At 73.8% G+C, this 21,611-nt stretch carries 22 protein-coding genes; 12 read left to right on the top strand and 10 right to left on the bottom strand.

The genetic code is table 11. The features are described 5' to 3' along the window. Positions 1-81: 81 nt before the first annotated feature. The 4 genes from AB0M97_RS29910 to AB0M97_RS29895 all read left to right on the top strand — a co-directional run bounded on the left by AB0M97_RS29910 (position 82) and on the right by AB0M97_RS29895 (position 4,409). Positions 82-705: an SIS domain-containing protein gene (locus AB0M97_RS29910; RefSeq protein ID WP_365964111.1), complete on the top strand. Its 624-nt coding sequence runs from the start codon at positions 82-84 to the stop codon at positions 703-705. Continuing rightward, positions 702-2,123, top strand: coding sequence for a D-glycero-beta-D-manno-heptose 1-phosphate adenylyltransferase (gene rfaE2, locus AB0M97_RS29905; RefSeq protein ID WP_365964110.1), 1,422 nt, complete (start codon positions 702-704; stop codon positions 2,121-2,123). The genes AB0M97_RS29910 and rfaE2 overlap by 4 nt, the downstream gene beginning before the upstream one ends. Positions 2,124-2,403: 280 nt before the next feature. Beyond that, positions 2,404-3,444: an NAD-dependent epimerase/dehydratase family protein gene (locus AB0M97_RS29900; RefSeq protein ID WP_365964109.1), complete on the top strand. Its 1,041-nt coding sequence runs from the start codon at positions 2,404-2,406 to the stop codon at positions 3,442-3,444. Next, on the top strand, positions 3,441-4,409 hold the full coding sequence (locus AB0M97_RS29895; protein ID WP_365964108.1) for a glycosyltransferase family 9 protein: 969 nt from the start codon (positions 3,441-3,443) through the stop codon (positions 4,407-4,409). The genes AB0M97_RS29900 and AB0M97_RS29895 overlap by 4 nt, the downstream gene beginning before the upstream one ends. A gap of 72 nt (positions 4,410-4,481) precedes the next feature. Here the strand turns inward: AB0M97_RS29895 and AB0M97_RS29890 are convergent, their stop codons facing one another. Both AB0M97_RS29890 and AB0M97_RS29885 read right to left on the bottom strand, forming a co-directional pair. Beyond that, positions 4,482-5,045: a hemerythrin domain-containing protein gene (locus AB0M97_RS29890; protein ID WP_365964107.1), complete on the bottom strand. Its 564-nt coding sequence runs from the start codon at positions 5,043-5,045 to the stop codon at positions 4,482-4,484. Between the two features lie 127 nt (positions 5,046-5,172). Continuing rightward, complete coding sequence (locus AB0M97_RS29885; RefSeq protein ID WP_365964106.1) at positions 5,173-5,706, bottom strand: DoxX family protein; 534 nt, start codon at positions 5,704-5,706, stop codon at positions 5,173-5,175. 226 nt (positions 5,707-5,932) lie between these two features. On the opposite strand from AB0M97_RS29885, the gene AB0M97_RS29880 reads away from it, so the two are divergent. The 6 genes from AB0M97_RS29880 (at position 5,933) to AB0M97_RS29855 (ending at position 10,312) form a co-directional block, all read left to right on the top strand. Next, positions 5,933-6,253 (top strand): ANTAR domain-containing protein, encoded by a 321-nt coding sequence (locus AB0M97_RS29880; RefSeq protein ID WP_365964105.1) that lies wholly within the window; start codon positions 5,933-5,935, stop codon positions 6,251-6,253. Between the two features lie 177 nt (positions 6,254-6,430). Beyond that, on the top strand, positions 6,431-6,616 hold the full coding sequence (locus AB0M97_RS29875) for a hypothetical protein (RefSeq protein WP_365964104.1): 186 nt from the start codon (positions 6,431-6,433) through the stop codon (positions 6,614-6,616). Between the two features lie 21 nt (positions 6,617-6,637). Further along, positions 6,638-7,324: a hypothetical protein gene (locus AB0M97_RS29870; RefSeq protein WP_365964103.1), complete on the top strand. Its 687-nt coding sequence runs from the start codon at positions 6,638-6,640 to the stop codon at positions 7,322-7,324. 74 nt (positions 7,325-7,398) lie between these two features. Then, positions 7,399-8,313, top strand: a complete 915-nt coding sequence (locus tag AB0M97_RS29865) for a hypothetical protein (RefSeq protein ID WP_365964112.1) — start codon at positions 7,399-7,401, stop codon at positions 8,311-8,313. Beyond that, complete coding sequence (locus tag AB0M97_RS29860) at positions 8,310-9,230, top strand: hypothetical protein (RefSeq protein ID WP_365964102.1); 921 nt, start codon at positions 8,310-8,312, stop codon at positions 9,228-9,230. Before AB0M97_RS29865 ends, AB0M97_RS29860 begins: the two co-directional genes overlap by 4 nt. Beyond that, the gene (locus AB0M97_RS29855) at positions 9,227-10,312 is read left to right on the top strand and encodes a serine hydrolase domain-containing protein (RefSeq protein WP_365964101.1); all 1,086 of its coding nucleotides are present in this window, start codon (positions 9,227-9,229) and stop codon (positions 10,310-10,312) included. The genes AB0M97_RS29860 and AB0M97_RS29855 overlap by 4 nt, the downstream gene beginning before the upstream one ends. 60 nt (positions 10,313-10,372) lie before the next feature. Here the strand turns inward: AB0M97_RS29855 and AB0M97_RS29850 are convergent, their stop codons facing one another. Both AB0M97_RS29850 and AB0M97_RS29845 read right to left on the bottom strand, forming a co-directional pair. Next, positions 10,373-11,755 carry a carbohydrate-binding protein gene (locus AB0M97_RS29850; protein WP_365964100.1) on the bottom strand — a complete coding sequence of 461 codons (1,383 nt, stop codon included), beginning with the start codon at positions 11,753-11,755 and terminating at the stop codon, positions 10,373-10,375. Positions 11,756-11,948: 193 nt separating this feature from the next. After that, on the bottom strand, positions 11,949-13,613 hold the full coding sequence (locus AB0M97_RS29845) for an alkaline phosphatase D family protein (RefSeq protein ID WP_365964099.1): 1,665 nt from the start codon (positions 13,611-13,613) through the stop codon (positions 11,949-11,951). A gap of 268 nt (positions 13,614-13,881) precedes the next feature. Here AB0M97_RS29845 and AB0M97_RS29840 point away from each other — a divergent pair, with 268 nt between their 5' ends. Continuing rightward, positions 13,882-14,892 carry a sigma-70 family RNA polymerase sigma factor gene (locus tag AB0M97_RS29840; protein ID WP_365964098.1) on the top strand — a complete coding sequence of 337 codons (1,011 nt, stop codon included), beginning with the start codon at positions 13,882-13,884 and terminating at the stop codon, positions 14,890-14,892. An 85-nt stretch (positions 14,893-14,977) separates the two neighbouring features. Here AB0M97_RS29840 and AB0M97_RS29835 read toward each other — a convergent pair whose 3' ends face one another. The 3 genes from AB0M97_RS29835 to AB0M97_RS29825 are packed head-to-tail and all read right to left on the bottom strand — an operon-like array spanning position 14,978 to position 16,751. Beyond that, the gene (locus AB0M97_RS29835; RefSeq protein ID WP_365964097.1) at positions 14,978-15,730 is read right to left on the bottom strand and encodes a metallophosphoesterase; all 753 of its coding nucleotides are present in this window, start codon (positions 15,728-15,730) and stop codon (positions 14,978-14,980) included. Continuing rightward, positions 15,727-16,014, bottom strand: coding sequence for a BON domain-containing protein (locus AB0M97_RS29830; protein ID WP_365964096.1), 288 nt, complete (start codon positions 16,012-16,014; stop codon positions 15,727-15,729). Before AB0M97_RS29830 ends, AB0M97_RS29835 begins: the two co-directional genes overlap by 4 nt. Further along, a complete protein-coding gene (locus AB0M97_RS29825; protein ID WP_365964095.1) occupies positions 16,011-16,751 on the bottom strand; it encodes a hypothetical protein in 741 nt (246 codons plus the stop codon). The genes AB0M97_RS29830 and AB0M97_RS29825 overlap by 4 nt, the downstream gene beginning before the upstream one ends. Before the next feature lie 352 nt (positions 16,752-17,103). On the opposite strand from AB0M97_RS29825, the gene AB0M97_RS29820 reads away from it, so the two are divergent. Next, on the top strand, positions 17,104-17,730 hold the full coding sequence (locus AB0M97_RS29820) for a hypothetical protein (RefSeq protein WP_365964094.1): 627 nt from the start codon (positions 17,104-17,106) through the stop codon (positions 17,728-17,730). Between the two features lie 54 nt (positions 17,731-17,784). On the opposite strand, the gene katG is transcribed toward AB0M97_RS29820, so the two are convergent. From katG to AB0M97_RS29805, 3 genes are all read right to left on the bottom strand, one after another. Further along, positions 17,785-20,004: a catalase/peroxidase HPI gene (gene katG, locus AB0M97_RS29815; RefSeq protein WP_365964093.1), complete on the bottom strand. Its 2,220-nt coding sequence runs from the start codon at positions 20,002-20,004 to the stop codon at positions 17,785-17,787. Positions 20,005-20,027: 23 nt separating this feature from the next. Next, entirely contained in the window at positions 20,028-20,474 is a 447-nt protein-coding gene (locus AB0M97_RS29810; protein ID WP_365964092.1) for a Fur family transcriptional regulator, read from the bottom strand. Positions 20,475-20,723: 249 nt separating this feature from the next. Further along, positions 20,724-21,482, bottom strand: a complete 759-nt coding sequence (locus tag AB0M97_RS29805; RefSeq protein WP_365964091.1) for a hypothetical protein — start codon at positions 21,480-21,482, stop codon at positions 20,724-20,726. Positions 21,483-21,611: the final 129 nt, after the last annotated feature.

Below are 21,611 nucleotides of genomic sequence, written 5' to 3'. Positions count from 1 at the left end.
CGCGCCCCCCCCCCCCGCCCCCCCCCGGGGGGGGGGGGGGCCCCCGGCCCCCCCCCCCCCCCCCCCCCACGCCCGGACACCATGACCGAACATCCCGCGCTCGACGCCGCACGACTGCACTGCCGGTCACTGGAACAGGCCCTCGACCGGTTCCGCCGCAACGACCTCGAACGGATCGCACAGTGGGGAACGGCGCTCGCCGACACCCTCACCGGCGGGGCCCGGCTGCTCGCCGCGGGCAACGGCGGCAGCGCCGCCCAGGCCCAGCACCTCACCGCCGAACTCGTCGGCCGCTACCGGCAGGAGCGGCGCGCCTACTCGGCGATCGCCCTGCACGCCGAGACCTCCAGCGTCACGGCCATCGGCAACGACTACGGCTTCGACCACGTCTATGCCCGCCAGGTCACCGCCCACGGCCGCCCCGGAGACGTCCTGCTCCTGCTGTCCACCTCCGGCCGCAGCGCCAACCTGATCGCCGCGGCCGTCACCGCACGGCAGGCCGGACTCACCGTGTGGGCGCTCACCGGACGCGCCCCGAACCCGCTGGCCGAGGCCGCGCACGAGGCGCTGTGCGTCGACACCGACAGCACCCCCACCGTCCAGGAGACCCACCTCGTCGCCGTGCACCTGCTGTGCGAATGCTTCGACGCGGCCCTGGCCACGCCCCTCGCACGCCACGCCGTCACCCCCGGGAGGGCGTCATGACCGCACCGAAGCCGCTCGCCGTGGTCGGTGACGTCCTGCTCGACGAGGACATCGAGGGCGTCTCCACCCGGCTCGCGCCCGACGCGCCCGCCCCCGTCGTCGACGTCACCGGTGACCGCCGGCACCCCGGCGGCGCGGGACTGGCCGCCGCCCTCGCCGCGCGCGGCGGACGCGACGTGATCCTGGTGACGGCGCTCGGCGACGACGCCGCCAGCGAGGCCGTACGCCGTGACCTGCGCGGCCGGGTGCGGCTGCTGGAGATCCCGCTGAACGGCACCCTGCCGGTCAAGACCCGCGTCCTGGCCGGGGGCCGGCCCGTCGTCCGCATCGACCGGGGCGGCGGCACGCCCGGCGGGCCCGAGGACACGCTGCCGGTCGACGCGGTGCGCGACGCGCTGGCCGGGGCCCACGCCGTGCTGGTCGCCGACTACGGCCGGCGTACCGCCGACGCCCTGCGCCCGCACCTGCACTACGCGGCCCGCCACACCCCGCTGGTGTGGGACCCGCACCCCCGGGGCGACGCGCCCGTGCCCGGGGCGCGCATCGTCACCCCCAACGCGGCCGAGGCACGGGCCCTGTGCCCCGGCGACGGCGGAACCTCGCTGGGTGCCTACGCCGAGCGCGGCGCACAGCTCGCGGAGCGCTGGCGGGCGGCCGGTGTCGCCGTCACGCTGGGGGAGCGCGGCGTGCTGCTGGCCCGGCCCGGCACCGGTACGCCGATGCTGGTCCCGGCGCCCTACCAGGCCACCGGCGATCCGTGTGGCGCGGGCGACTGCCTCGCCGCCGCGACCGCCGCGGGGCTCGCCGACGGGCTGCTGCCCGAGGAGGCGCTGCAACGGGCCGTCGCCGAGGCGGCGGCGTTCGTCGCGGCGGGCGGCGCGGGCAACCCCGACCTGTGGCGCACCCGCGTCCCGGCCCGCCCGGCCGACGTGCCCGGCACCGACGCGTTCGAACTGGCCGAGCGGGTGCGGGCCCGGGGCGGCACCGTCGTCGCCACCGGCGGCTGCTTCGACCTCGTGCACGCCGGCCACGTCGGCCTGCTGGAGAGCGCCCGGCGCGTCGGCGACTGCCTCATCGTGTGCCTCAACTCGGACGCCTCCGTCACCCGCCGCAAGGGTCCGGGGCGACCGCTCAACCCGGCCGCCGACCGGGCCCGTGTCCTGGCCGCCCTCGGCAGCGTCGACGCCGTCGCCGTCTTCGACGAGGACACCCCCGAGCAACTCCTCACCCGGCTGCGGCCCGACGTGTGGGTCAAGGGCGGCGACTACTCCGTCCAGGACCTGCCCGAGGCACGCGTCCTGCGCGACTGGGGCGGCCAGGCGGTGGTCCTGCCGTACCTCGACGGCCGCTCCACCACCCTCCTGGCCCGCCGCGCGGCCAAGGCGGCGGCGGGGGCGCTGCGCGCGGCGGGGTCGTGACGGTATGGGCACGCCGGCCGGCGGGGGTGGGCGAGTGCGGCTCCGCGGGGCGGGGCCGCACGGGCTCGGGCGGGACTCGCCGACCGAGCGGGGTTGATGACAGGCCGTGGGGAGCGCGGCGCGGCGCACCTGACCGCCTCCACCACCCCTCTGGCGCCCCACGCGCCCACGCACCGACACGACCGGCCCGCTCCCATCGGCGTCAGAGCACGAACGTGACGCGCCGGGGCACTGATCGGCCCTTCCTGCGCGGTCGCGGCGGAGGAGGAAGGGCGCGCTCATGATGCCGACGACGACCTCCAACGGCACCGGACCGGCACCGCTCCTCGCCTCGGCCCCCTGGCGGCGGGCCCTGGTGACCGGCGGGGCGGGATTCCTCGGCTCGCACCTGTGTGAGCGGCTGCTCGACGCAGGAGTCGGAGTCGACTGTCTCGACAACCTGCGCACCGGCCGCCCCGGGAACGTCCGGCACCTGACCGGACGCGACGGCTTCCGCTTCCTCGAAGGCGACGTCGCCGACCCCGGCTGCCCGGCGGCACTGCCGGGCCCGTACGACCTCGTGCTGCACCTGGCCGGGCCCGCCTCACCGCAGGACGAGGAGCGTCACCTCCTGGAGACCCTCGACACCCGCAGCCTCGGCACCCGCAACGCGCTGGCCGTCGCCGGCCGCGACGGCGCGCGGTTCCTGCTGGCTTCATCGCCCGAGGACGGCACCGGACCGGGCCGCGACCCGCACACACCCGGTCCGCTCACCGCGCGCAGCGCCTGCGCCGACTCCCGCCGCTTCTCCGAGGCCCTGGTCGCCGCGCACGCCGCGCACGGCAGCGACGCCGGGATCGTGCGGCTGTTCCACGCCTACGGGCCCTGCATGCGCCCGGACGAGGGCCTGCCGATCCCCGCCTTCGTGGAGGCGGCCCTGGCCGGGCAGCCGGTGACGGTCCCCGGAGCCGGCCGGCAGGCCCTCTGGCTCTGCTACGTCGACGACATGGTGGACGGCGTCCTGCTGGTCGCCGCGGGCCGTTCGGTACGGCCGGTCGACCTCGGCGGGGACGAGGAGGTCACGCTCGCCGACATCGCCCGCAGGGTGATCCAACTGACCGGCTCCGACGCGCCCCTGACCTTCACCGAGGAGCAGGCCACCGGCCCCGAACACCCGCCCCACACCGGCTTCGCCCGCGAACTGTTCGGCTGGGTGCCCAAGGTGGGCTGGGAGGAGGGCCTCGCCCGCACCGTCGCCGCCCTCACGGCCCGGCCCGAGCAGGGCCCACCGGAACGCGCCCCGGCCACGGTCACGGGCAGCGGCGGGGAGTGGTCCGCGTGAAGGCCCTGGTGGTCCCCGCCGACGGCTTCGACGGCACACTGCTGGCGGGCCCGGCCGTCCGCGCCCTGTCCACGGGCGCCGACCACGTAACCCTGCTGTGCGACACGCCCGGCGCCGCCGCCGCCGAACTGCTGCCCCACGTCGACGCCGTCGTCGTACGCCCGGACGACGACACGGCGACACCGACGACGGGGAGCCGGGACGGCAGGGACACCGGGATTCCCGGGGCCGGGAGCCGGGACGGCACGGACGCCGAGGACGCCCTGGTGGCCCGCCTGCGCGCCGAGGCGTACGACCTCGCCCTCCTCCTCACCCCTCACGGCGAAGACCCGCCACCGCTCGTCCGGCTGCTGCGCCGCGCCGGGGTGGCGCGGATCGGTGCGGTGGGCGCTGGTGACCCCGACGGGCCGCTCGACGTCCACCACCGCCCGCTGCCCGGCCGGCACGAGGCGGAGGTGGCGCTCGACCTGGCCGCCGCCCTGGGCTTCGGCCTGCGCACCGGGGACGACGGACGGCTGCGCGTGCTGCCCGCGCCGGACACCGCCACGCTGACCGGCAACGGCCCGTACGTCGTCGTGCACCCCGGTGCCGAGGCGGGCCCGCACGACGTCGAGCGCTGGGCGGAGGCCGTGGAGCTGCTCGCCGACGCCGGGCATCGCGTGGTCGTCACGGGCGGCCCGGGGGAGCCGGGGCCGACCCGCCGGGTCAGCGGCGCCACGGCCGTCGACCTCGGCGGCCGCACCGGCCCGCGGGCCCTGGCCGGGGTGCTGCGCGTGGCGGACGTCCTGGTCACCGGGGACCCCGGCCCGGCGCAGCTCGCCGCCGGGGTCGGCACGCCCGTCCTCACCCTGTCGCCGGCGGCCGGGCACCGGGAGCCGTACCGGGTTCCCGCGCTGTTCCTCGACGGGGGCACCGCACAGGACGTGGTGGGGGGCGTGCAGAAGCTGATGAAGGCGCACGAGTAGGCGCTGCACGCGCAACAGGAGGGCCCGTCGCCGTTGGCGACGGGCCCTCCTGCGTGTGAGGCGGCGCTGCGGTCAGTGGTGCTTTCCGCGTCCGGACAGCGCGTCCCTGATGCGGTCGACCAGTCCGGTGCCCGGGGCCAGCAGCTTGTTGGCCGGCGGCTTGTCGGGGGCGGACGGGTGCGGCCGGGTCGGGGCCGTCTTCTTCGCCTGCCGGACCTTGTCACCGAGTTCGTCGAGCTTCTCCGGCGGACAGGCCGCGCGCAGGCTGGGGAAGAGGTTCTCCTCCTCGTCGGCCACGTGCTGGCGGATCTCGGTCATCAGCCGCCCGATGAGCCGGTCGAACTCGGCGTGCGCCGGTTCGCAGCTCTCCAGGTCCTTCATGATCTGCTCGGCCGTGGCGTGGTCCTCGAGTTCCCTGTCGGCCATGGAGTCGCCGTTCGGCACGTGTTCGCGCACCGCCGGATACAGATAGGCCTCCTCGGCCACCGAGTGCCGGATCAGCTCCATCGTGACCTGGTCGGCGTAGACCTTGCGGTCCTTGTGCCCGGCCGGCAGTGCTTCGATCTTGCCGAAGAGCTCCTCGACCTCCCGGTGGTCCGTCATCAGTTCGTCGATGACGTTTCCTCCGTGTCCCACGTCCTTCACCTCCAACGGGTCGTGGCGGCTCCGGGGGCGGACCCACCGGAACCCGGGTCCCCAGGCGCCCCGGGACCTAACGCGATACGGCTCACACGGGCAGTTCGACCCCTACCCGCGATGCGGCTCACACGGGCAGCTTGGCCCGGACGCGGCCGACGGCGCCGGCCGGCCGCGCACCGGCCCGCACGGAACGGCGTACCAGCCTCGCGTCGCGCCGCAGGGCGTGCGTGGCGTGCCGGCCCCGCCACAGCAGCGACGGGTCGCCCGCCGTGTCGTCGGCGGCGATGAGCAGGCCGCCCAGCATCGAGAGGTTCTTGAAGAAGTGGACGCGCTGCTGGGCCCGTTCGTCCGGGTCGTCCGCCTCCCAGAAGCGGTGCCCGGCCAGGGTGGTCGGCACCAGCGTGGCGGCGATGGCGAACGCGGCGATCCGGGGCATCCTGCCCGTCGCCAGCAGCAGGCCCGCGCCGACCTGGACGGCGCCGTTGAGCCGGACGAGTTCCTCGGTGCGGTCGGGCAGGGGCGGAACGCGCTCGGTGACCGGCCGGACGACGGGTTCGGCGGCGGGCGCGACCTCCTCGGGGCTGCGCAGGGAATGCATGCCGCCGGTGAGGAACATCGAGGCCAGCATGGGCCGGCCGAGGACGCGCAACACACTCATGGCCATCTCCAAGGTGTCGGTGGGGGAGGTCGGTGCATACGGCCCACGCCGGGTTCCCCTTCCGGGCGCGCCCTCACGCCGTGCCTGGTGTTGCGGGCCCCCGACCCGGGTGTGACGGTGGGAGGGACGCTTCGGCGGCCGGTCCGCTGCGCACGTGTGCGCGTTCGGACCGGCCGCTTCCTTGTCCCTGGCGCTCCTTGGCGGCCCTTTTCACTGCGGAGGCGACGTGCACGACGAGCTCCCTGGTGTGGTGCAGCAGCCGGACACCCACCGCGACCGGATCAGGCAGTTGGAGGACAAGGTCGCGCAGCTGGAACAGGCCGTCGACTCCCACGCGGTGATCGATCAGGCGATCGGTGTGCTGGTGGCCGTGGGCCGGATGACACCGGCCGAGGCGTGGGACGTGCTCCGCGAGACGTCGATGTGCACCAACATCAAGGTGCGGCACGTGGCCGATCTGGTGGTCACCTGGGGCGCGAGCGGCAGGCTCGCCGCGGACATCCGGCAGCAGCTGGCCATGAGGCTGGGTCAGCGGTCCACGCCCTGAAGCGGATTGGCGCCGCCCGCGGTTCGGTCCACACCTCGCCTGTCGTGCTGTCCCTACGTCCCGCTGAGATGTTGAAGCGTTGAAATATGTGTCACATGGTGCGATTTGCATAATTCGTCATCATTCGCTCAACTAGAAGTAGAAGGTACCGGATTAACCCGAGAGGGAGATGGTCGAATGACTCCGGAAAAGCTGATCGAAGAGGTCACCGGCATCGAGACCGCCGACATCGAGGCGGCACTCGACCCCGCCGAGCCGGACGGCGTCTACCGCGACAGCCGTGAGTGCGCGGCACTCGCGCTGGCCGGTGGGCAGGGAGGCGTCCTGCTGTCGCCGCCGACCCCTCGCCCCAAGAAGGGTTGACCGGATCGACTGGAGCAGGCAATGGAACAGTCTGGCACTTCCGCCCTGTTGCAGGGCGCGGTGCGGGACCTCGCTTCCGACGTGGTCTCCGCTCTTCGGAGCGGAGACCACGTGCGAGTGTCCGGCACGACGACGGACGGCGAGTCGGCAGGCCTCGGCCTCGCCGCGCTCCGGGTACTGGGCGCCGACGCGCTCCTGCCCGAGGTGCTGCTGCGCCGCCCCCCCGACCCGCGGCTGATGACCGCCTTCCGCAACGCCGTCGAGGGCTTCCCGCCCGCCGCCGACGCGGCACCCACCGTCGTCTGGAGCCACTGGGCGATGGCCCGCACGCTCCGGAGACTGGGCGCCCCCGTCGCGGACGACGCGGAACCCGGCGCCTCCTGGCTCGACGCGTGCAGCTGGCAGCGCCTCACGCACCAACTCGCGGTGCTCGCCTCCCTTGCCCTGCCCGGCGAGGACTGCGCGGTGGTGCGTGCCGCCCGCAACCGCCCGGTCGACGTCGCCCGGGGCTTCGTCCGCGCGGTGCGCCGACGCGACTGGCGGCAGGCGGCCGGCGCGGGCCGCTGGCTCACGCTGCTGCCCGACGTGCCGGACACCCTGGGACTCGACACCGGACTGGACTTCGTGGCGCTCATGGGCGGCGAGGACCCACGCGTCGCCCTCCAGGTGCGGGCGGCCCAGCTGATGCGCACCGAGGTACTCGTGTGACGGCGGCACGCACACGGCAGACCGACGAGACCGGCGGCCCCGCGCGGACCGGCCGGGCCGCGGACCGGGGACAGATCGGGCAGGTGGCGCGGGCCGCGCTCGCCTGGATCACCGCGCACCGCGAGGACTTCGCGCTCGGTGACGACGCCCTGGACCGCGACGGCCGCGTGGACACCAGCTGGAAGCCGCTCGGGGAACTGGCCCGCGTCTGCGGCAGCATCCGCGCGCGCACCGCCCCCACGGACCCCCTGCACTCCCGCGCGGGCAACCTGCTGGCGTTCGCCTGGGCCCAGACCGGCCACGGCGAGCTGTTCCCCCGCCTGCAGCGCCTGGAACCCTTCGCCACGTACCCCCTGGAGGTGTACGCGGCCTTCGCCGCCGCCGGCCTGCGCCACACCGGCTACGAGAGGGACGCTGCCCGCGTCGCCCGCACCCGCGGCTGGCGACTCACGGAACAGGACCCGACCCGCCACCTCGGCGTGCTGTGCGCCGAACGGAGCACCGGCATGAGCCGGCCCGGGCAACCCCAGCCGGCGCTGCGGCGAACCTGGCTGGGCGGCCTGCCGGAACCGTGGACCTTCGAACGCGACGCCGGCTACGCCCTCACTCACGTGATCTTCCACCTCACCGACTGGGGCCGCACCCCCGACGGCGTACCGCCCGACCTCGCCGCCTACCTGACGGACTGGCTGCCGCCCTGGCTCGACACCTGCCTCGATTCCGCGATGTGGGATCTGAGCTGTGAACTCCTGGCCGTCGCGGCGAGCCTTCCGCGGCCACCGGACCCCGCCCTGCTGCACGACTCGTGGACACGGCTCGCTGCCGCGCAGAGCGCGTCGGGCGCCATCCCCGAGGAAGGCCCGCGCGCTTCGCAGGACGCCGACCACGACGCGACGGATCCCGCACGAGACTTCTTGAGCTGCTACCACTCCACGCTGATGGCCGCCTTCGCCGCCACCCTCACCCTCGGACAAGGAGCGTCGGCATGACCGACACGCGCCTGATGCACACCGTCGGAGTCCGCGCCCTCGAATGGCTCTGGGCGCACCGCGACGGTTTCCGGCTGGAGCCGGACGTCGATCCCGAAGTGGGTTTCCTCGAACGCTTCAAGCCGATCGGCGAACTGGCGATGATCTGCAAGGTGCTGTTCCGCGAAGGCGTCGCGGGCTCCCAGCAGGCCCAACTGGCCGGCCGGCTCATCGACCACGCGTGGCGGGAGACCCTCGACGGCGGCCGGATGCTGGTGCGCGGGCAGCGGACCGAGCCCATCTCACCCATCCCGTTCGAGGTGTACCTGCCGTTCCGGGAACTCGGCTACAGCCAGCCCGACATCGAGCGGGCCGCCGCCCTGAACCACCGGCTCGACAGCTGGGCGGCGTTCGAGACCAAGCCCACCCGGCGCCTGGGCCTGTCCGCCTTCCAGCGCCGCTTCGGCCTGCGCCCGCGCCCCCCGGAGGCCGACGCGCTCGGCCCCACCTGGCTGGCCCGCACCCCCGAACCGTGGACGGTCGAGGGCCACATCGCCTACGACATCACCCACGCCGTCTTCCACCTCACCGACTGGGGTGAGAACCCGCAGGGCCTGCCGCCGGACATCGCCGGCTACCTGGCGACCTGGCTGCCCGCCTGGATCGACGACTGGCTGGACCTGCGGCGCTGGGACCTGCTCGGCGAACTGCTCGTCGTCGACGCCTGCCTGCCCCGCCCCACCCTCGACGCCCGCGCCTGGGAGGGGTTCGCCGCCGCCCAGCAGCCCGACGGCGCGATGCCCGCGGTGCGCACCATGCCCGAGGGCGACCCCGGCGAGGTGTTCGACGTCGTCTACCACTCCACGCTGGTCGCCGCGTTCGCCTCCGCGCTGGCCACCTCCCGCGCCCTGTCCGAGCTGGCGCACGCCGCGTCATGACCGCCCCCGCGACACCCTGGCCGGGCACCCCGCCGGACGCCGAGGCCGAGGTGGCACCGCCCGACCCCGGTCACGGCGACGCCGGGCTGCGGGAGCGGCTCGAAGCGGCCGTCGCCGCCGCCGACGCTCCCGACGCCGTGTTCGCCGCGTCCCGCCACGGCCGCCGGATCGTGTGCGCGGGCGGCACCGCGCCGCCCCCGCCGGTTCCCCGTGAGAACCTGCGCTACGAGATCGGCTCCGCCACCAAGGCGTTCACCGGACTGCTGCTCGCCCATCTCGTCGACGGCGGCCCGCTGACCGGCCGTGAGCCCGCCGCCGCGCTCCTCGACCCGGGACGCGGGCGGGCGGCGCCCGACGCGGTGACACTGGGCCACCTGATCACCCACACGTCCGGACTGCCCCGTCTCCCACCGGGGTTCCACGCCCGCGCCCTGCCCGCCTGGCGCAGCAACCCCTACGCCCGCTACCCGGCCCCCCTCGTCATCGACGCCTTCCTGCGGCACCGGCCCCGGCACCGGCCCGGCACCCGGTGGTGCTACTCCAACTTCGGTGTCTCCGTCCTCGGCCACGCGCTGGCCGCCGCGACGGGCACGCCCTGGGAGGACCTCCTCACCGAACGCGTGCTGCGCCCGCTCGGCCTGGACGGGACCGGCCTGGCAGCCACCGGCCCGCACACCGACGCCATCGGGCACACCAAGGACGGCGACCGCCCCGTACCCGCCTTCGACCCCGGGGGATTCCAGGCGGCGGGCGCCGTACGGGCCACCCCGCACGATCTGCTCACCTTCCTCGAAGCGCACACCGACCCCGCGGGCTCACCCCTCGCCGGAGCGCTGCACGCCGTGCGGCGACCCCTGCTGCGGCGCGGACTCGGGCACCGGCACGTGCACACGCTCAGCTGGTTCCGGCACCCCACCGACGGCGGGCCGATGTACTTCCACAGCGGCGCCACCCTCGGCCAGCAGGCCTTCCTCGGATTCCGGCCCGACACCGGCACGGCCCTGGCCGCCGTGTGCACCCGCCGCTTCCGGGCCCACGACCCGTTCATCGCCGCCGCGTACGCGCTCCTCGCCGAGCAGTAGCGCGACAGCACGGTGCGGCGGCGGGCACGGACCCACGCCGTACCCGCCGCCGGTGAGGTGTCAGACCCGCTGCCAGAGTGCCGGGGTGCCCGTCGGCGACCACGCGGACTGCGACTGGTGGCTCTGCAGGCACTGGTAGCGCACCCCGTCGTGGGTGACCGTGGCCCCGGCCTCGTACACCCGGCCCGTGGCCCAGGACCGCGCCGCCGCACCCTCCTGCGGAGGCGGGGGCTCAGTCTGCCCCGAGGCCGTCTTCAGGGTCACCTGGAACTTCTCCAGCATCGGGTTGACGGGCTGGTAGAACGTGGTGCCGCCGGTCTTGCAGTCGCCCGTGCCGCCGGACGTGACGCCCTGCGCCTGCGCGCCCGCGACGAACGGGCCGCCGGAGTCGCCCGGTTCGGCGCACACCGTCGTCTGCGTCAGACCGTCGACCGTCCCCTCGGAGTAGCTCACGCTCGTCTCGTGCTGCTCGACCGTGCCGCAGTGCCAGCCGGTGGTCGACCCGGACCGGCACACCGACGCCCCCACCAGCGCCTGCACCGAACCGGTGACCTGAACCTTCGTGTCGCCCTCGCCCTTCACGTCGGCGGTCGCGGTCCAGCTGTCGTTGACGGCCACCCAGGCCATGTCCTGGCCGGGGAACGTGGACGCCTGGAAGGACCCCTGGTCGGCCTTGTTGTGGCCGGTGGTCTTGGCGCCGGGCTTTCCGCAGTGGCCCGCCGTGACGAAGCCCTGCTGCTGGTCCTTGGTCACGGAGAAGCCGACCGAGCAGCGGGCTGAGCCGTCGATGTAGTACGCCTCGCCACCGGTGATGTTCTCCAGCAGCCGCGGGCGGTTCTCCGACACCCGCACGGTCACGCTCGCGCTCTCCAGCCCGGCGGCCTTGACGAAGGAGTTCGCGGCGGCCTCCGTGGTGGCGGCGACCGCGACCCGGTTGGCCGGCACGTCCACGTACCACATCGGCGTCTCCCGGGTGCCGACGCGGGCCGCCGCGGCGTCCAGCTTCTCCTTCGCCGCCCGCAGGGCGGCCAGCGAATTCTTGACGACGGCCGCCTTCGCGCCCTGCGCCTCGATCAGGGCCACGTCTTCGGCGCCGGTGGTCGCCACCGTGAGCCGGTCGGACGTCACCCCGCTCAGCCACGCCCCGGCGAACCGCTCGCCCAGCGCGTTGCGCAGCCGGCCCGCGCGTGTCCCGGCCTCCGCCTCGTTGACCAGCCGCTGCGTCGCCTGAGCGGGCGTCAGCCTCAGGTCGCGCTGCAGGGCCCGCAGCATCTCGGCCGACGGCCTGTCCGCGCCGAGCGTCTGCGCGGCGCCCGGCGGCGAGCCAGGCAGCGGCCGGGGCGGCGGCTCGGCCGCAACGGCCGCCGCCGACCCTGTCAGGAGCAGCGCGCCGAGTGCGGTCAGGGCGGCGCGACGGCCGGTCGCGGAGTGTCTGTGGACCATTCGACTGTCTCCTTCGCTGGGAACGATGTGAGGGCGGTGCCCGGCGCGGCAGCCGCGCGGCGGACACAGGCGTCACGAGTCCCTAGACCTAGCCGCGCGGCGCCGCGCGGATGCGGACGGCGGCGGGCATTCGCGCTTTGGTGCCGCAAAGGGACCGCCAGGTGCAGTACGCCCGCCACCGCCCGCCGCGGACTCACACGCGCTGGAAACCGGGGGAGCCCACCTCCGTGACGAAGGACGCGGCCGTCGTGACGGGCGCGCCCGGCTTCGTGATGGTGGAGACGATCCGGAAGTCGGCCCGCGCCGAGCGCCGGTCGAATTCGACCAGGACGTAACCGCGCCTGCCGTCGTAGAACTTCATGTGCGGGTTGGCCGCCATGAACGCGTCCCAGTTGGAGGGCCGCTCGGCGCCGTTGCCGCCGCTGGCGATGGAGGTGCACGTCAGCTCCGTGCCCAGGGTGGCCGATCCCGGGTCGTCGAAGTCCTCCTTGATGTCGAAGGCGTAGCCGACGTGCACGTCCCCGGTGAGGACCATCCAGTTGGCGAGCCCAGCCGCCTTCGCACCCGCGACGACCCGGGCGCGCGAGGCGCGGTAACCGTCCCAGGCGTCCATGGAGAGCCGGGCCCCCGCGCCCTGCTCGAACTTGCGCTGCGAGAAGCACACCTGTTGCGGCATTACGTGCCACAGCGCCTTCGAGGACCGCCAGCCGTCCAGCAGCCAGCGCTCCTGCGCGTCACCGGTGAGGGTGCGCGCCGGGTCGTCGGTCTCGGGGCCGGCAGGGTGCGGCCGGTCGCCGTAGGCCTGGTCCGAGCGGTACTGCCGGGTGTCGAGGATGTCGAACTGGGCGAGATCGCCCCAGCGCAGCCGCCGGTACAACTGCGCGTCAGGACCCTTGGGCAGCTGGGCGGCGCGCAGCGGCTGGTTCTCCCAGTACGCGCGGTAGGCCGCGGCGCGCCGGGCGAGGAACGGCCCGGTCGGACCGCCCCGCTCGTCGATGGCACCGGCGTAGTTGTTCTCCGTCTCGTGGTCGTCCCAGGTGACGACGAAGGGGTGGGCGGCGTGCGCGGCCCGCAGGTCCGGGTCGGACTTGTACAGGGCGTACCGCATCCGGTAGTCGGTGAGGGTGACGGTCTCCCGGTTGAACACGTCGGGCAGCGTGACGTCGGTGTAGCGGCGGGCCCCGCCCGCCTGGTCCACCGGGTACTCGTACAGGTAGTCGCCGAGGTGGAGGACCAGGTCGACGTCCTCCTGCGCGAGGTGCCGGTGCGCGGTGTAGTAGCCGTCGTGGTAGGCCTGGCAGGCGACGGCGGCGACCTTCAACGACGGGGTGAAGCCGTCCGCGGCCGGCGCGGTGCGGGTCCGGCCCATCGGGCTGATCCAGGCGCCGGCCCGGAAGCGGTAGTAGTAGCGGTTGCCCGGCATCAGGCCGCCCACGTCGACGTGGACGCTGTGCCCGTACTCCGGATGGGCGTAGGCGACGCCCTGGCGCACGACGAACGCGAACCACTGGTCCGTCGACACCTCCCAGTGCACGGCCACGCGCTGCGTGCCCAGTCCGCCGTCGGCCTCGTACGGCACGGGCGCGAGCCGCGTCCACAGCACCACCGAGTCGGGCAGGGGGTCGCCCGAGGCCACGCCGAGCGTGAACGGGTCGTCGACGAGGCGGGCGGCGTCGAGTTCGGGCGCGGCGGACGCGCCCCGGGCCGGCAGGTTCGTGCTGAAGGCGAGGGCCGCCGCGGCGGCGGTGACGGTGAGGAAGCGGCGCCGGCCGAGATGCGGTGCCGCGGCACGCAGCGCCTGGTCGTGGGGGGAGAGCGCGGGCTCGGACAGAGTTCTGTGACGGCCCGTGGGCGCCATGGCGGGTCCTCTCTCACGGTGCGCGGGCTGACGGACGAGCAGCACGCCGGACGCAGACCTGGATGCTAAGCAGACAAAATCCGCAATCCGGGTGAGGCGTGCGGGTGGAACAGGGATGATCACACCAGAGGACCACGGTGGTGCCCACGGGCGAACGGCGAGGCGCGGCGCCGCTCCTGCGTGACGAGGCGGCACGACATGTGAGGTTCATGCCGTTTTGTCCGGGTACCCGACCGGTCCACAACGGAGGGGACGGAGGGAATTGACGATGTCTCCCCTGGCAGCACCCTTTGTGACGGACCGCGGCGCGGACCGCCCGGACCCCGTGCACACCGAGCGCCCGAGCCGCGACAGCGGCCCCGGCGAGGAACCCGACCTGCTGGGCTGGTACCTGCGGCAGATCGCGGTCACCCCCCTGCTCACCGGACAGGAGGAAGTACGCCTGGGCCGCCGCATCGAAGCGGGCGCGCGCGCCGCGGAGGAACTGCGGCACGCGGGCAGCGAGGAACTGACGCCGAGTCGGCGCCGTGAACTGGAGGAGACCGCGCGCGACGGCCGGCAGGCCCGGGACCACATGGTGCGCGCCAACCTCCGCCTGGTGGTCGCGATGGCCCGGCGCCACGCCCACCGCGGGCTGCCGCTGCTGGACGTCATCCAGGAGGGCAACCTCGGACTCATACGGGCCGTGGAGAAGTTCGACCACACCAAGGGCTTCAAGTTCTCGACGTACGCCTCCTGGTGGATCCGGCAGTCCATCGAGCGGGGCCTCGCGGCGCACGCCCGCACCGTCCGGCTGCCGCTGCACGTACTGGAGCAGCTGCACGGGCTGGCCCGCGTCGAGCGGCGGCTCCAGCTCACCCTCGGACGCGAGCCCACCGCCGAGGAGATCGCCAGGGACGGCGGCCTCGACCTGGACAAGGTGGTCTGGCTGCGCCGCGTGGGACGGCAGGCGGTCAGCCTGGACACGCCCGTCGACGAGACCGGCGAGACGGTGGTGGGCGACCTCATACCCGACACCGACGTGCTCCAGGCCGCCGACCTCGCCGAACAGCAGGCGCTCGCCGAGGAGTTGCACGAGGCCGTCGGCACGCTCGCACCCCGCGAGGCCCACATCCTCAGCCTGCGCTACGGGCTCCACGACGGCCGGCCCCGCACCCTGGAGCAGGTGGCCAGGCACGTGGGCCTGACCCGGGAGCGCGTGCGTCAGCTGGAGAAGCAGTCACTCACCCGGCTGCGGGAACGCGAGACGGGTGCCCGGCTGCTGGCCTGGGCGAGCTGACGGCCCGCAGGACGGCATGACGGAGGCCCCGCCGCTCGGCGGGGCCTTCGTCATGCGCCTCAACTGCTCTGCCGGGCCGGTCCGTTCAGCCGGTCGCGCCCAGCGCCGACCGCTCGCGCGCCGGCAGGTGGTACACGTGGAACGCCCGCCCGATCACGGGCTGGGCGACATTGCGCACCCGCACCCCGCCGCTCGTCATGCCGTGCTCGGTGCCCGCGTGCGCGTGCCCGTGCACCGCGAGGTCGGCGCCCGCCGTGTCGATCGCCTCGGCCAGCAGATAGCTGCCGAGGAACGGGTAGATCTCCAGCGGCTCGCCCGCCAGCGTCTCCGGCACGGGGGAGAAGTGCGTGAGGGCGACCCGTACGTCGCACCCCTCCTCGGCCAGGGACTCCAGCGACGTGCGCAGGCCGTCCGCGCAGTCCCGCGAGTGCTGCACGAAGTCCTTCATCACGCGCTCACCGAACTCACCCGCGCAGCGCCCGGCGAAACCGCCGCCGAACCCCTTCGTGCCGGCCACGCCGATCCGGACCCGCCCGTCGTCCACGACCGTGCTCTGCCCCTCCAGAACCCGGACGCCGGCGTCCCGCAGGATCTGCGAGACCTCCTCCGGACGGTCGTCGTGATGGTCGTGGTTGCCGAGCACGGCGACGACCGGGACGGCGAGCCCTTCGATCTCCCGTGCCACCACCCGGGCCTCGTCGGGTGTGCCGTGCCGGGTGAGGTCCCCGGCCAGCAGCAGGACGTCGGCGCACTCGGGCAGCGTCTCGAACGCCGGGCGCAGGACTCCCTGGCTGTCGGGACCCATGTGGATGTCCCCGACGGCTGCGATGCGGATCATGCCAGCTCCTCCGCGTGATCGGGGGACGACGGCTCGGCGACGACGAGGTCGCAGTGCACCGGATGCCCGGCCAGCGCCTCCCGGGCGACGCGCTCGATCTCGTCGCGGCAGTGCACGGACGGCACGGTGCCGCCCACCAGCACCGCGTTCCCGCGCACCTCGACCCGTACGCCCAGCTCCCCGAGGGGGCCTTCCGCGAGCCGCTGGTGGAGGTGGGCGACGCGGTAGTCCAGGCTCTGGACCGCCGCGGCGCCGGATGCCTGCTCGGCGCCGTGCTCGGTCATGACTGCTCCTTCGGCGGTGCGATGACGTTCAGACGTTCCAGGAGGAACAGGAAGGCGGCGGACATCGGCGCGTCGCCGCAGTCGCCGCGCACCCGTTCCCAGTCGACCTTCTCGCGCAGCGTGCGGGCGACCGGCAGGACCGCGCCGAAGTCGCAGTGGTGCTCCGAGAAGGCCGCCACCAGGCTGCCCACCAGATCGGTCGGCGCCAGGACGGGCATGCGCACCGAGTCGACCGGCATCTCCTCGGCACGGTCGAGCATCTCCGTGCTGACCGGCTGCTGGGCCAGCTCGAAGATGATGTCTATGTTCTGGTCGTAGCAGGTGGCCTTGATCAGCCAGTCCTCCGGGGGCGTACGGACCGCGATGCCCGCCTCGGCCAGGGTGGCCGCGACCGCCTCGGCGTCCTCGGGCCGGACGCAGAAGTCGGCGTCGTGCTGAAGGCTCTTGCTCACGCCGTGCGCGTAGGCGGCGACGCTGCCGGCCAGGGCGAAGCGGTGCCCCTTCTTCTTCAGCAGGGCGCCCACCCGCTTGGTGGCCTCGAGTATGGCCTGGGTGCGGTCGGGCGGCAGCGGCAGCTCCTCCTCGGGCGGCGGGCCCGCCGGCGGCGGACTCGCGGGCGCCTGTCCGGACTGTGGCGCCTCGCCGTGCCCGGGCGGCTTCTCCGTGTCCGTGGTCAGACGCAGATCGGGCGCCTCCGCTCGCCGGGCGAGGATCGCCTCTTCTCCGTGCTGCGTCATGACCACGCCTCCGTTCACTGAAAAGACCTGTGCCGTCCCGGAGCCCTTCCGGGGCCCCGGGCGGCCTCCGTGCCAGCTCTGAGTACCCGGCGTACGGCCTTCGACACGGCACAGCGGGCCGCGCGGACGGCAACCGCCGGGCTCTGGACCGACTCCGGGCGCGGGGCCGCGGGACCGCTGTTGCCGTCCGGTGACAAACGTGACGGACCTGTGGCGGCGGCGCAGGGCAACGAACCACCGCCGGGGCAGGTCGTAGGAGCTGTACATGCCCGGGACCGGGCCGTGGGAGTGCAGGCCCTTCCGGCCTTCCGCGCCTGTCGGAACCGGTCCCGCACACCGTATTGGGGGAACCATGCAGAACACCCGTACCCGCCGTATCCGCATCGCCCTGGCCGTCCTGGCCTCCGGGGCGGCGCTCGCCCTGGCCGCCGTCCCGGCGACGGCCGCGGCCGGTGCCGGGCCCGACGGCCCGCCCCGGTTCCTGGAGCCGGCCGACATGCCGCCGCACCCGACGTCGGACTGGTACGCCGGCGCGGTCACCGCCGGGCAGCCCGACCCGCTGCCGATCTGCGTCGGCGAGGCCCTGCCGTCGATCTCCAGTCACCGCGCGTACTGGACGGAGTACGACACCAACGCGCTCCAGGTGACCGTGGTCGAGCGGGACGAGCAGCGGGCCGCCGCCCTCGCCGCGCTGCTGCGCAAGAAGCTCGCCGACTGCGCCGGGACGCTGATGCGGCAGGACCCGGACATCACCGCCGAGGGGAAGTACTACGGGAAGCTGTTCGTCGAGGAGGGCGCCCACGTCTACGGCGTGCACACCTCGTCCAGCTGGGGCAGCTCCGACATCGGCCTGTTCTCGGTCGGCCGGGACGGCAGGACGGTGACGGTCGTGAAGTGGGCGCAGCTGGGCACCTTCCAGCACGCCCAGGTCGCCGACTTCCGGGTCACCACCGCCACGGCCGTCAACAAGCTGTACTGACGCGACAGCACGCCGGGGCCGGCCGACAGCGGCCGGCCGGCCCCGGGGTCACGATCACGCCAGGTCGAACCGGTCCAGGTTCATGACCTTGTCCCACGCCGCGACGAAGTCCGTCACGAACTTCTCCTTCGCGTCGTCGCTCGCGTAGACCTCCGCGAGCGCGCGCAGCTCGGAGTTGGAACCGAACACCAGGTCGGCGCGGCTGCCGGCCCACTTCAGCTCGCCGGTGGCGGCGTCCCGGCCCTCGAAGGTGGTCTGGTCCTCGGAGGTCGACTTCCACGTCGTGCCCAGGTCGAGCAGGTTGACGAAGAAGTCGTTCGTCAGCGCGCCCGGCGTCGAGGTGAAGACGCCCAGCTGCGACTGCTGGTGGGTGGCGCCGAGCACGCGCAGACCACCGACGAGGACGGTCATCTCGGGGGCGCTCAGCGTGAGCAGGTTCGCCCGGTCGAGCAGCAGGAACTCGGCCGGCAGGCGGTTGCCCTTGCCGAGGTAGTTGCGGAAGCCGTCCGCGACCGGCTCCAGCGCGGCGAAGGACTCCGCGTCGGTGTGCTCCTCGGTCGCGTCGACACGGCCGGGCGTGAAGGGCACCTCGATGTCGAAGCCCGCGTCCTTGGCGGCCTTCTCGATCGCCGCGCAGCCGCCGAGCACGATCAGGTCGGCGAGGGACACCTTCCTGGCGCCGGTGTTGTACTCCCGCTGGATGCCCTCCAGGGTGCCCAGGACGACACGGAGCTGCTCCGGGTCGTTGACCTCCCAGCTGCGCTGCGGCTCCAGGCGGATCCGGGCGCCGTTGGCACCGCCGCGCTTGTCGCTGCCGCGGAACGTCGACGCCGACGCCCACGCGGTGCTGACCAGCTGTGAGACGGTCAGGCCCGAGTCGAGGATCTTGGCCTTCAGCACGGCGGCGTCGGCGGCGCCGATGATCTCGCCCTCCGGCTCCGGCAGCGGGTCCTGCCACAGCAGGGTCTCCTCGGGCACCTCCGGGCCGAGGTACAGCGACTTCGGGCCCATGTCGCGGTGGGTGAGCTTGTACCAGGCGCGGGCGAAGGCGTCGGCGAACTGGTCGGGGTTCTCGTAGAAGCGGCGCGAGATCTGCTCGTAGACCGGGTCGAAGCGCAGCGCCAGGTCGGTGGTGAGCATCGTCGGCAGGTGCTTCTTCGCCGGGTCGTGCGCGTCCGGAATGATCGCCTCGGCGTTCTTCGCCACCCACTGCTTGGCGCCGGCCGGGGACTCGGTCAGCTCGTACTCGAACTCGAAGAGGTTCCTGAAGAAGCCGTTGCTCCACTGGGTGGGCGTGCTCGTCCAGGTCACCTCCAGGCCGGAGGTGATGGTGTCCGCGCCCTTGCCGGTGCCGAAGCTGTTCTGCCAGCCCAGACCCTGCTCCTCCATCGAGGCGGCCTCGGGGTCGGCGCCGACGTGGTCCGCGGGACCCGCGCCGTGGGTCTTGCCGAAGGTGTGGCCGCCGGCGATGAGGGCGACGGTCTCCTCGTCGTTCATCGCCATCCGGCGGAACGTCTCACGGATGTCGCGGGCCGCGGCCAGCGGGTCCGGGTTGCCGTTGGGGCCCTCCGGGTTGACGTAGATCAGGCCCATCTGGACCGCGCCGAGCGGCTCCTCCAGCTCGCGGTCACCGGAGTAGCGCTCGTCGCCGAGCCACGTGGTCTCCGGGCCCCAGTACACGTCCTCCTCGGGCTCCCAGACGTCCTCGCGGCCACCGGCGAAGCCGAACGTCTCGAAGCCCATCGTCTCCAGCGCGACATTGCCCGCGAGGATCATCAGGTCGGCCCACGAGATGTTCTGGCCGTACTTCTTCTTCACCGGCCACAGCAGGCGGCGGGCCTTGTCGAGGTTGGCGTTGTCCGGCCAGCTGTTGAGCGGGGCGAAGCGCTGCTGACCGGCGCCGGCGCCGCCGCGGCCGTCGCTGATCCGGTAGGTGCCGGCGCTGTGCCAGGCCATCCGGACGATGAGCGGGCCGTAGTGGCCGAAGTCGGCGGGCCACCAGTCCTGCGAGGTGGTGAGCACCTGGGCGATGTCCCGCTTCACGGCCGGCAGGTCCAGGGACGTGAACGCCTCGGCGTAGTCGAACTGCTCACCGAGGGGGTTCGCGACGGCGGGGTTCTTGGCAAGGATTTTGAGGTTGAGCCGTTCCGGCCACCACTGGCGGTTTCCACCGCCCTGGGTCGGGTGGAGTGCGCGCCCGTGCGCGACGGGGCAACCGCCTTCGCCGCCCTCCGTCTTGGGGTCGGTGACGATTGCCTCGTGGTTTTCGGACATGGGAATCCTTCCAAGCTGGCGGATCATGGTGCTGAGGAGCTGCGAGCGGTGGAGCAGTCGGGGCACAGGCCCCAGTAGATGACCTCGGCCTCGTCGATCGAGAAACCGCGGTCCTCGGACGCCGTCAGGCAGGGCGCCTCGCCGGTCGCGCAGTCGACGTCGGCGACGACACCGCACGAGCGGCACACCAGGTGGTGGTGGTTGTCACCGACCCTGCCCTCGAACCGGGCGGGGCTGCCCGCCGGCTCGATGCGGCGTATCAGCCCGGCCGCGGTGAGCGCGTGCAGGGCGTCGTACACGGCCGGCTGCGATATGTGGCCGACCCGGTCCCGTACCCCGGAGGCGATCGCCTCGACTCCGAGGTGGTCACCGTCCCGGACGGTCTCGAGCAGAGCGACACGGGCAGCCGTCACCCGCAGGCCTGCGCTGCGCAGTTCCTGGGCGGTCGTCGGGGTCCGGGGCGCTGTCATGTCGGCGAACTCTACCGCCATAAACACAAAAGATTAAAGAAAACGAGAGATTCAAGTTTGAGATGGCGGGAATCTCGCCGCCCGTGGCCGACAGGCCGACCTGCGCGGGCCGGGCACGCGAACGCCGCCCACCTCCGACGAGGCCGGTCGGCCTGCCGTGAGGAGGACGGCTGCGCAGCGCTTCCGGAGCGCGGTGCGCGGGAGACCGCGACGCCCGCGGTCAGCGGACGGGCAGGTCGCGGGACCCGCTCACCCGCCGGGCAGGGGTGTCGCGCCCGGCACCGTCAGGCTGCGCACCACCCGGTTGATGGTGGCGTACGCGGAGTCGAAGGACGTGCCCTCCGGATGCAGCGTGAAGACGGCGACGACGGTCCGGTCACCGGCTCCCACGGTGCCGGTGGTGTGCAGCGCCGGACGCGCCAGTTCCACGCCGGCCGCGTCCACGGACGCCGCCTCCCGGACCGCCGGAGCCGCCGACGTCGCGCCGCACGGGCCCCTGCTGCCGAAGCCGGACCAGCCCTGCTTCACGGCCCACGGCTGGGCGAACACCGAGGGGATCCCGAAGCGCTGGTCGAAGCCGTCCGTGCCGCAGCGCGTCGACGCCCGCAGGTTGCCCATCACGATGTCGCGGAGGCCGGCCGGTGCGCGCTCCAGCAGCCAGCGGTAGATCTGCACGGTGTCCGCGGCCGACATGGCGGTGTATCCCCAGATCCGCTCGGAGCCCGGGGGAGGGCCCGCCGTGTCGGTCAGTGCCAGCCGCGAGACCATTCGGCCGACGATCGCGGGACCCCCGTTCTGGCCCCAGTAGTACGTGGCCGCCGCGTCGTCGCTGGCGCGCAGCATCGCATCCAGCCGCGCCCGGTCGTCGGCGGGCAGCGTGTAGCCGGGGCCCCGGTTCCACAGGTGGTCGATGGCGATGAGGAGCTTGACGACCGAGGCGGAGCGGAACCGCTCGTGCGCGTTGCGCTGTTCCGTGAAGGTGCCGGTCTGGCGGTCGTAGACCGCCATGCCGGTCCCGATGCCTGCCCAGACGTCCGTCGCGGCGCCCGCCGGGGCCGCGGCCCCGGCACGGCTCGGTCGGCGCCCTGGTCAACAGCGCCGGATACGCCATGTCGGGTGTCGTGGAAGAGGCCGAAC

This window comes from Streptomyces sp. NPDC051207, assembly GCF_040682395.1.
Classification (GTDB): domain Bacteria; phylum Actinomycetota; class Actinomycetes; order Streptomycetales; family Streptomycetaceae; genus Streptomyces.
This window is presented reverse-complemented; position numbering and strand designations above follow the sequence as displayed.

Excerpts from the sequence above, each read along its gene's own strand:
- AB0M97_RS29910 (WP_365964111.1), top strand. The coding sequence starts at position 82 with ATGACCGAACATCCCGCGCTCGACGCCGCACGACTGCACTGCCGGTCA.
- rfaE2 (WP_365964110.1), top strand. The coding sequence starts at position 702 with ATGACCGCACCGAAGCCGCTCGCCGTGGTCGGTGACGTCCTGCTCGAC.
- AB0M97_RS29900 (WP_365964109.1), top strand. The coding sequence starts at position 2,404 with ATGATGCCGACGACGACCTCCAACGGCACCGGACCGGCACCGCTCCTC.
- AB0M97_RS29885 (WP_365964106.1), bottom strand. The coding sequence starts at position 5,706 with ATGAGTGTGTTGCGCGTCCTCGGCCGGCCCATGCTGGCCTCGATGTTC.
- AB0M97_RS29875 (WP_365964104.1), top strand. The coding sequence starts at position 6,431 with ATGACTCCGGAAAAGCTGATCGAAGAGGTCACCGGCATCGAGACCGCC.
- AB0M97_RS29870 (WP_365964103.1), top strand. The coding sequence starts at position 6,638 with ATGGAACAGTCTGGCACTTCCGCCCTGTTGCAGGGCGCGGTGCGGGAC.
- AB0M97_RS29860 (WP_365964102.1), top strand. The coding sequence starts at position 8,310 with ATGACCGACACGCGCCTGATGCACACCGTCGGAGTCCGCGCCCTCGAA.
- AB0M97_RS29855 (WP_365964101.1), top strand. The coding sequence starts at position 9,227 with ATGACCGCCCCCGCGACACCCTGGCCGGGCACCCCGCCGGACGCCGAG.
- AB0M97_RS29850 (WP_365964100.1), bottom strand. The coding sequence starts at position 11,755 with ATGGTCCACAGACACTCCGCGACCGGCCGTCGCGCCGCCCTGACCGCA.
- AB0M97_RS29845 (WP_365964099.1), bottom strand. The coding sequence starts at position 13,613 with ATGGCGCCCACGGGCCGTCACAGAACTCTGTCCGAGCCCGCGCTCTCC.
- AB0M97_RS29840 (WP_365964098.1), top strand. The coding sequence starts at position 13,882 with ATGTCTCCCCTGGCAGCACCCTTTGTGACGGACCGCGGCGCGGACCGC.
- AB0M97_RS29835 (WP_365964097.1), bottom strand. The coding sequence starts at position 15,730 with ATGATCCGCATCGCAGCCGTCGGGGACATCCACATGGGTCCCGACAGC.
- AB0M97_RS29830 (WP_365964096.1), bottom strand. The coding sequence starts at position 16,014 with ATGACCGAGCACGGCGCCGAGCAGGCATCCGGCGCCGCGGCGGTCCAG.
- AB0M97_RS29825 (WP_365964095.1), bottom strand. The coding sequence starts at position 16,751 with ATGACGCAGCACGGAGAAGAGGCGATCCTCGCCCGGCGAGCGGAGGCG.
- AB0M97_RS29820 (WP_365964094.1), top strand. The coding sequence starts at position 17,104 with ATGCAGAACACCCGTACCCGCCGTATCCGCATCGCCCTGGCCGTCCTG.
- katG (WP_365964093.1), bottom strand. The coding sequence starts at position 20,004 with ATGTCCGAAAACCACGAGGCAATCGTCACCGACCCCAAGACGGAGGGC.
- AB0M97_RS29810 (WP_365964092.1), bottom strand. The coding sequence starts at position 20,474 with ATGACAGCGCCCCGGACCCCGACGACCGCCCAGGAACTGCGCAGCGCA.
- AB0M97_RS29805 (WP_365964091.1), bottom strand. The coding sequence starts at position 21,482 with ATGGCGGTCTACGACCGCCAGACCGGCACCTTCACGGAACAGCGCAAC.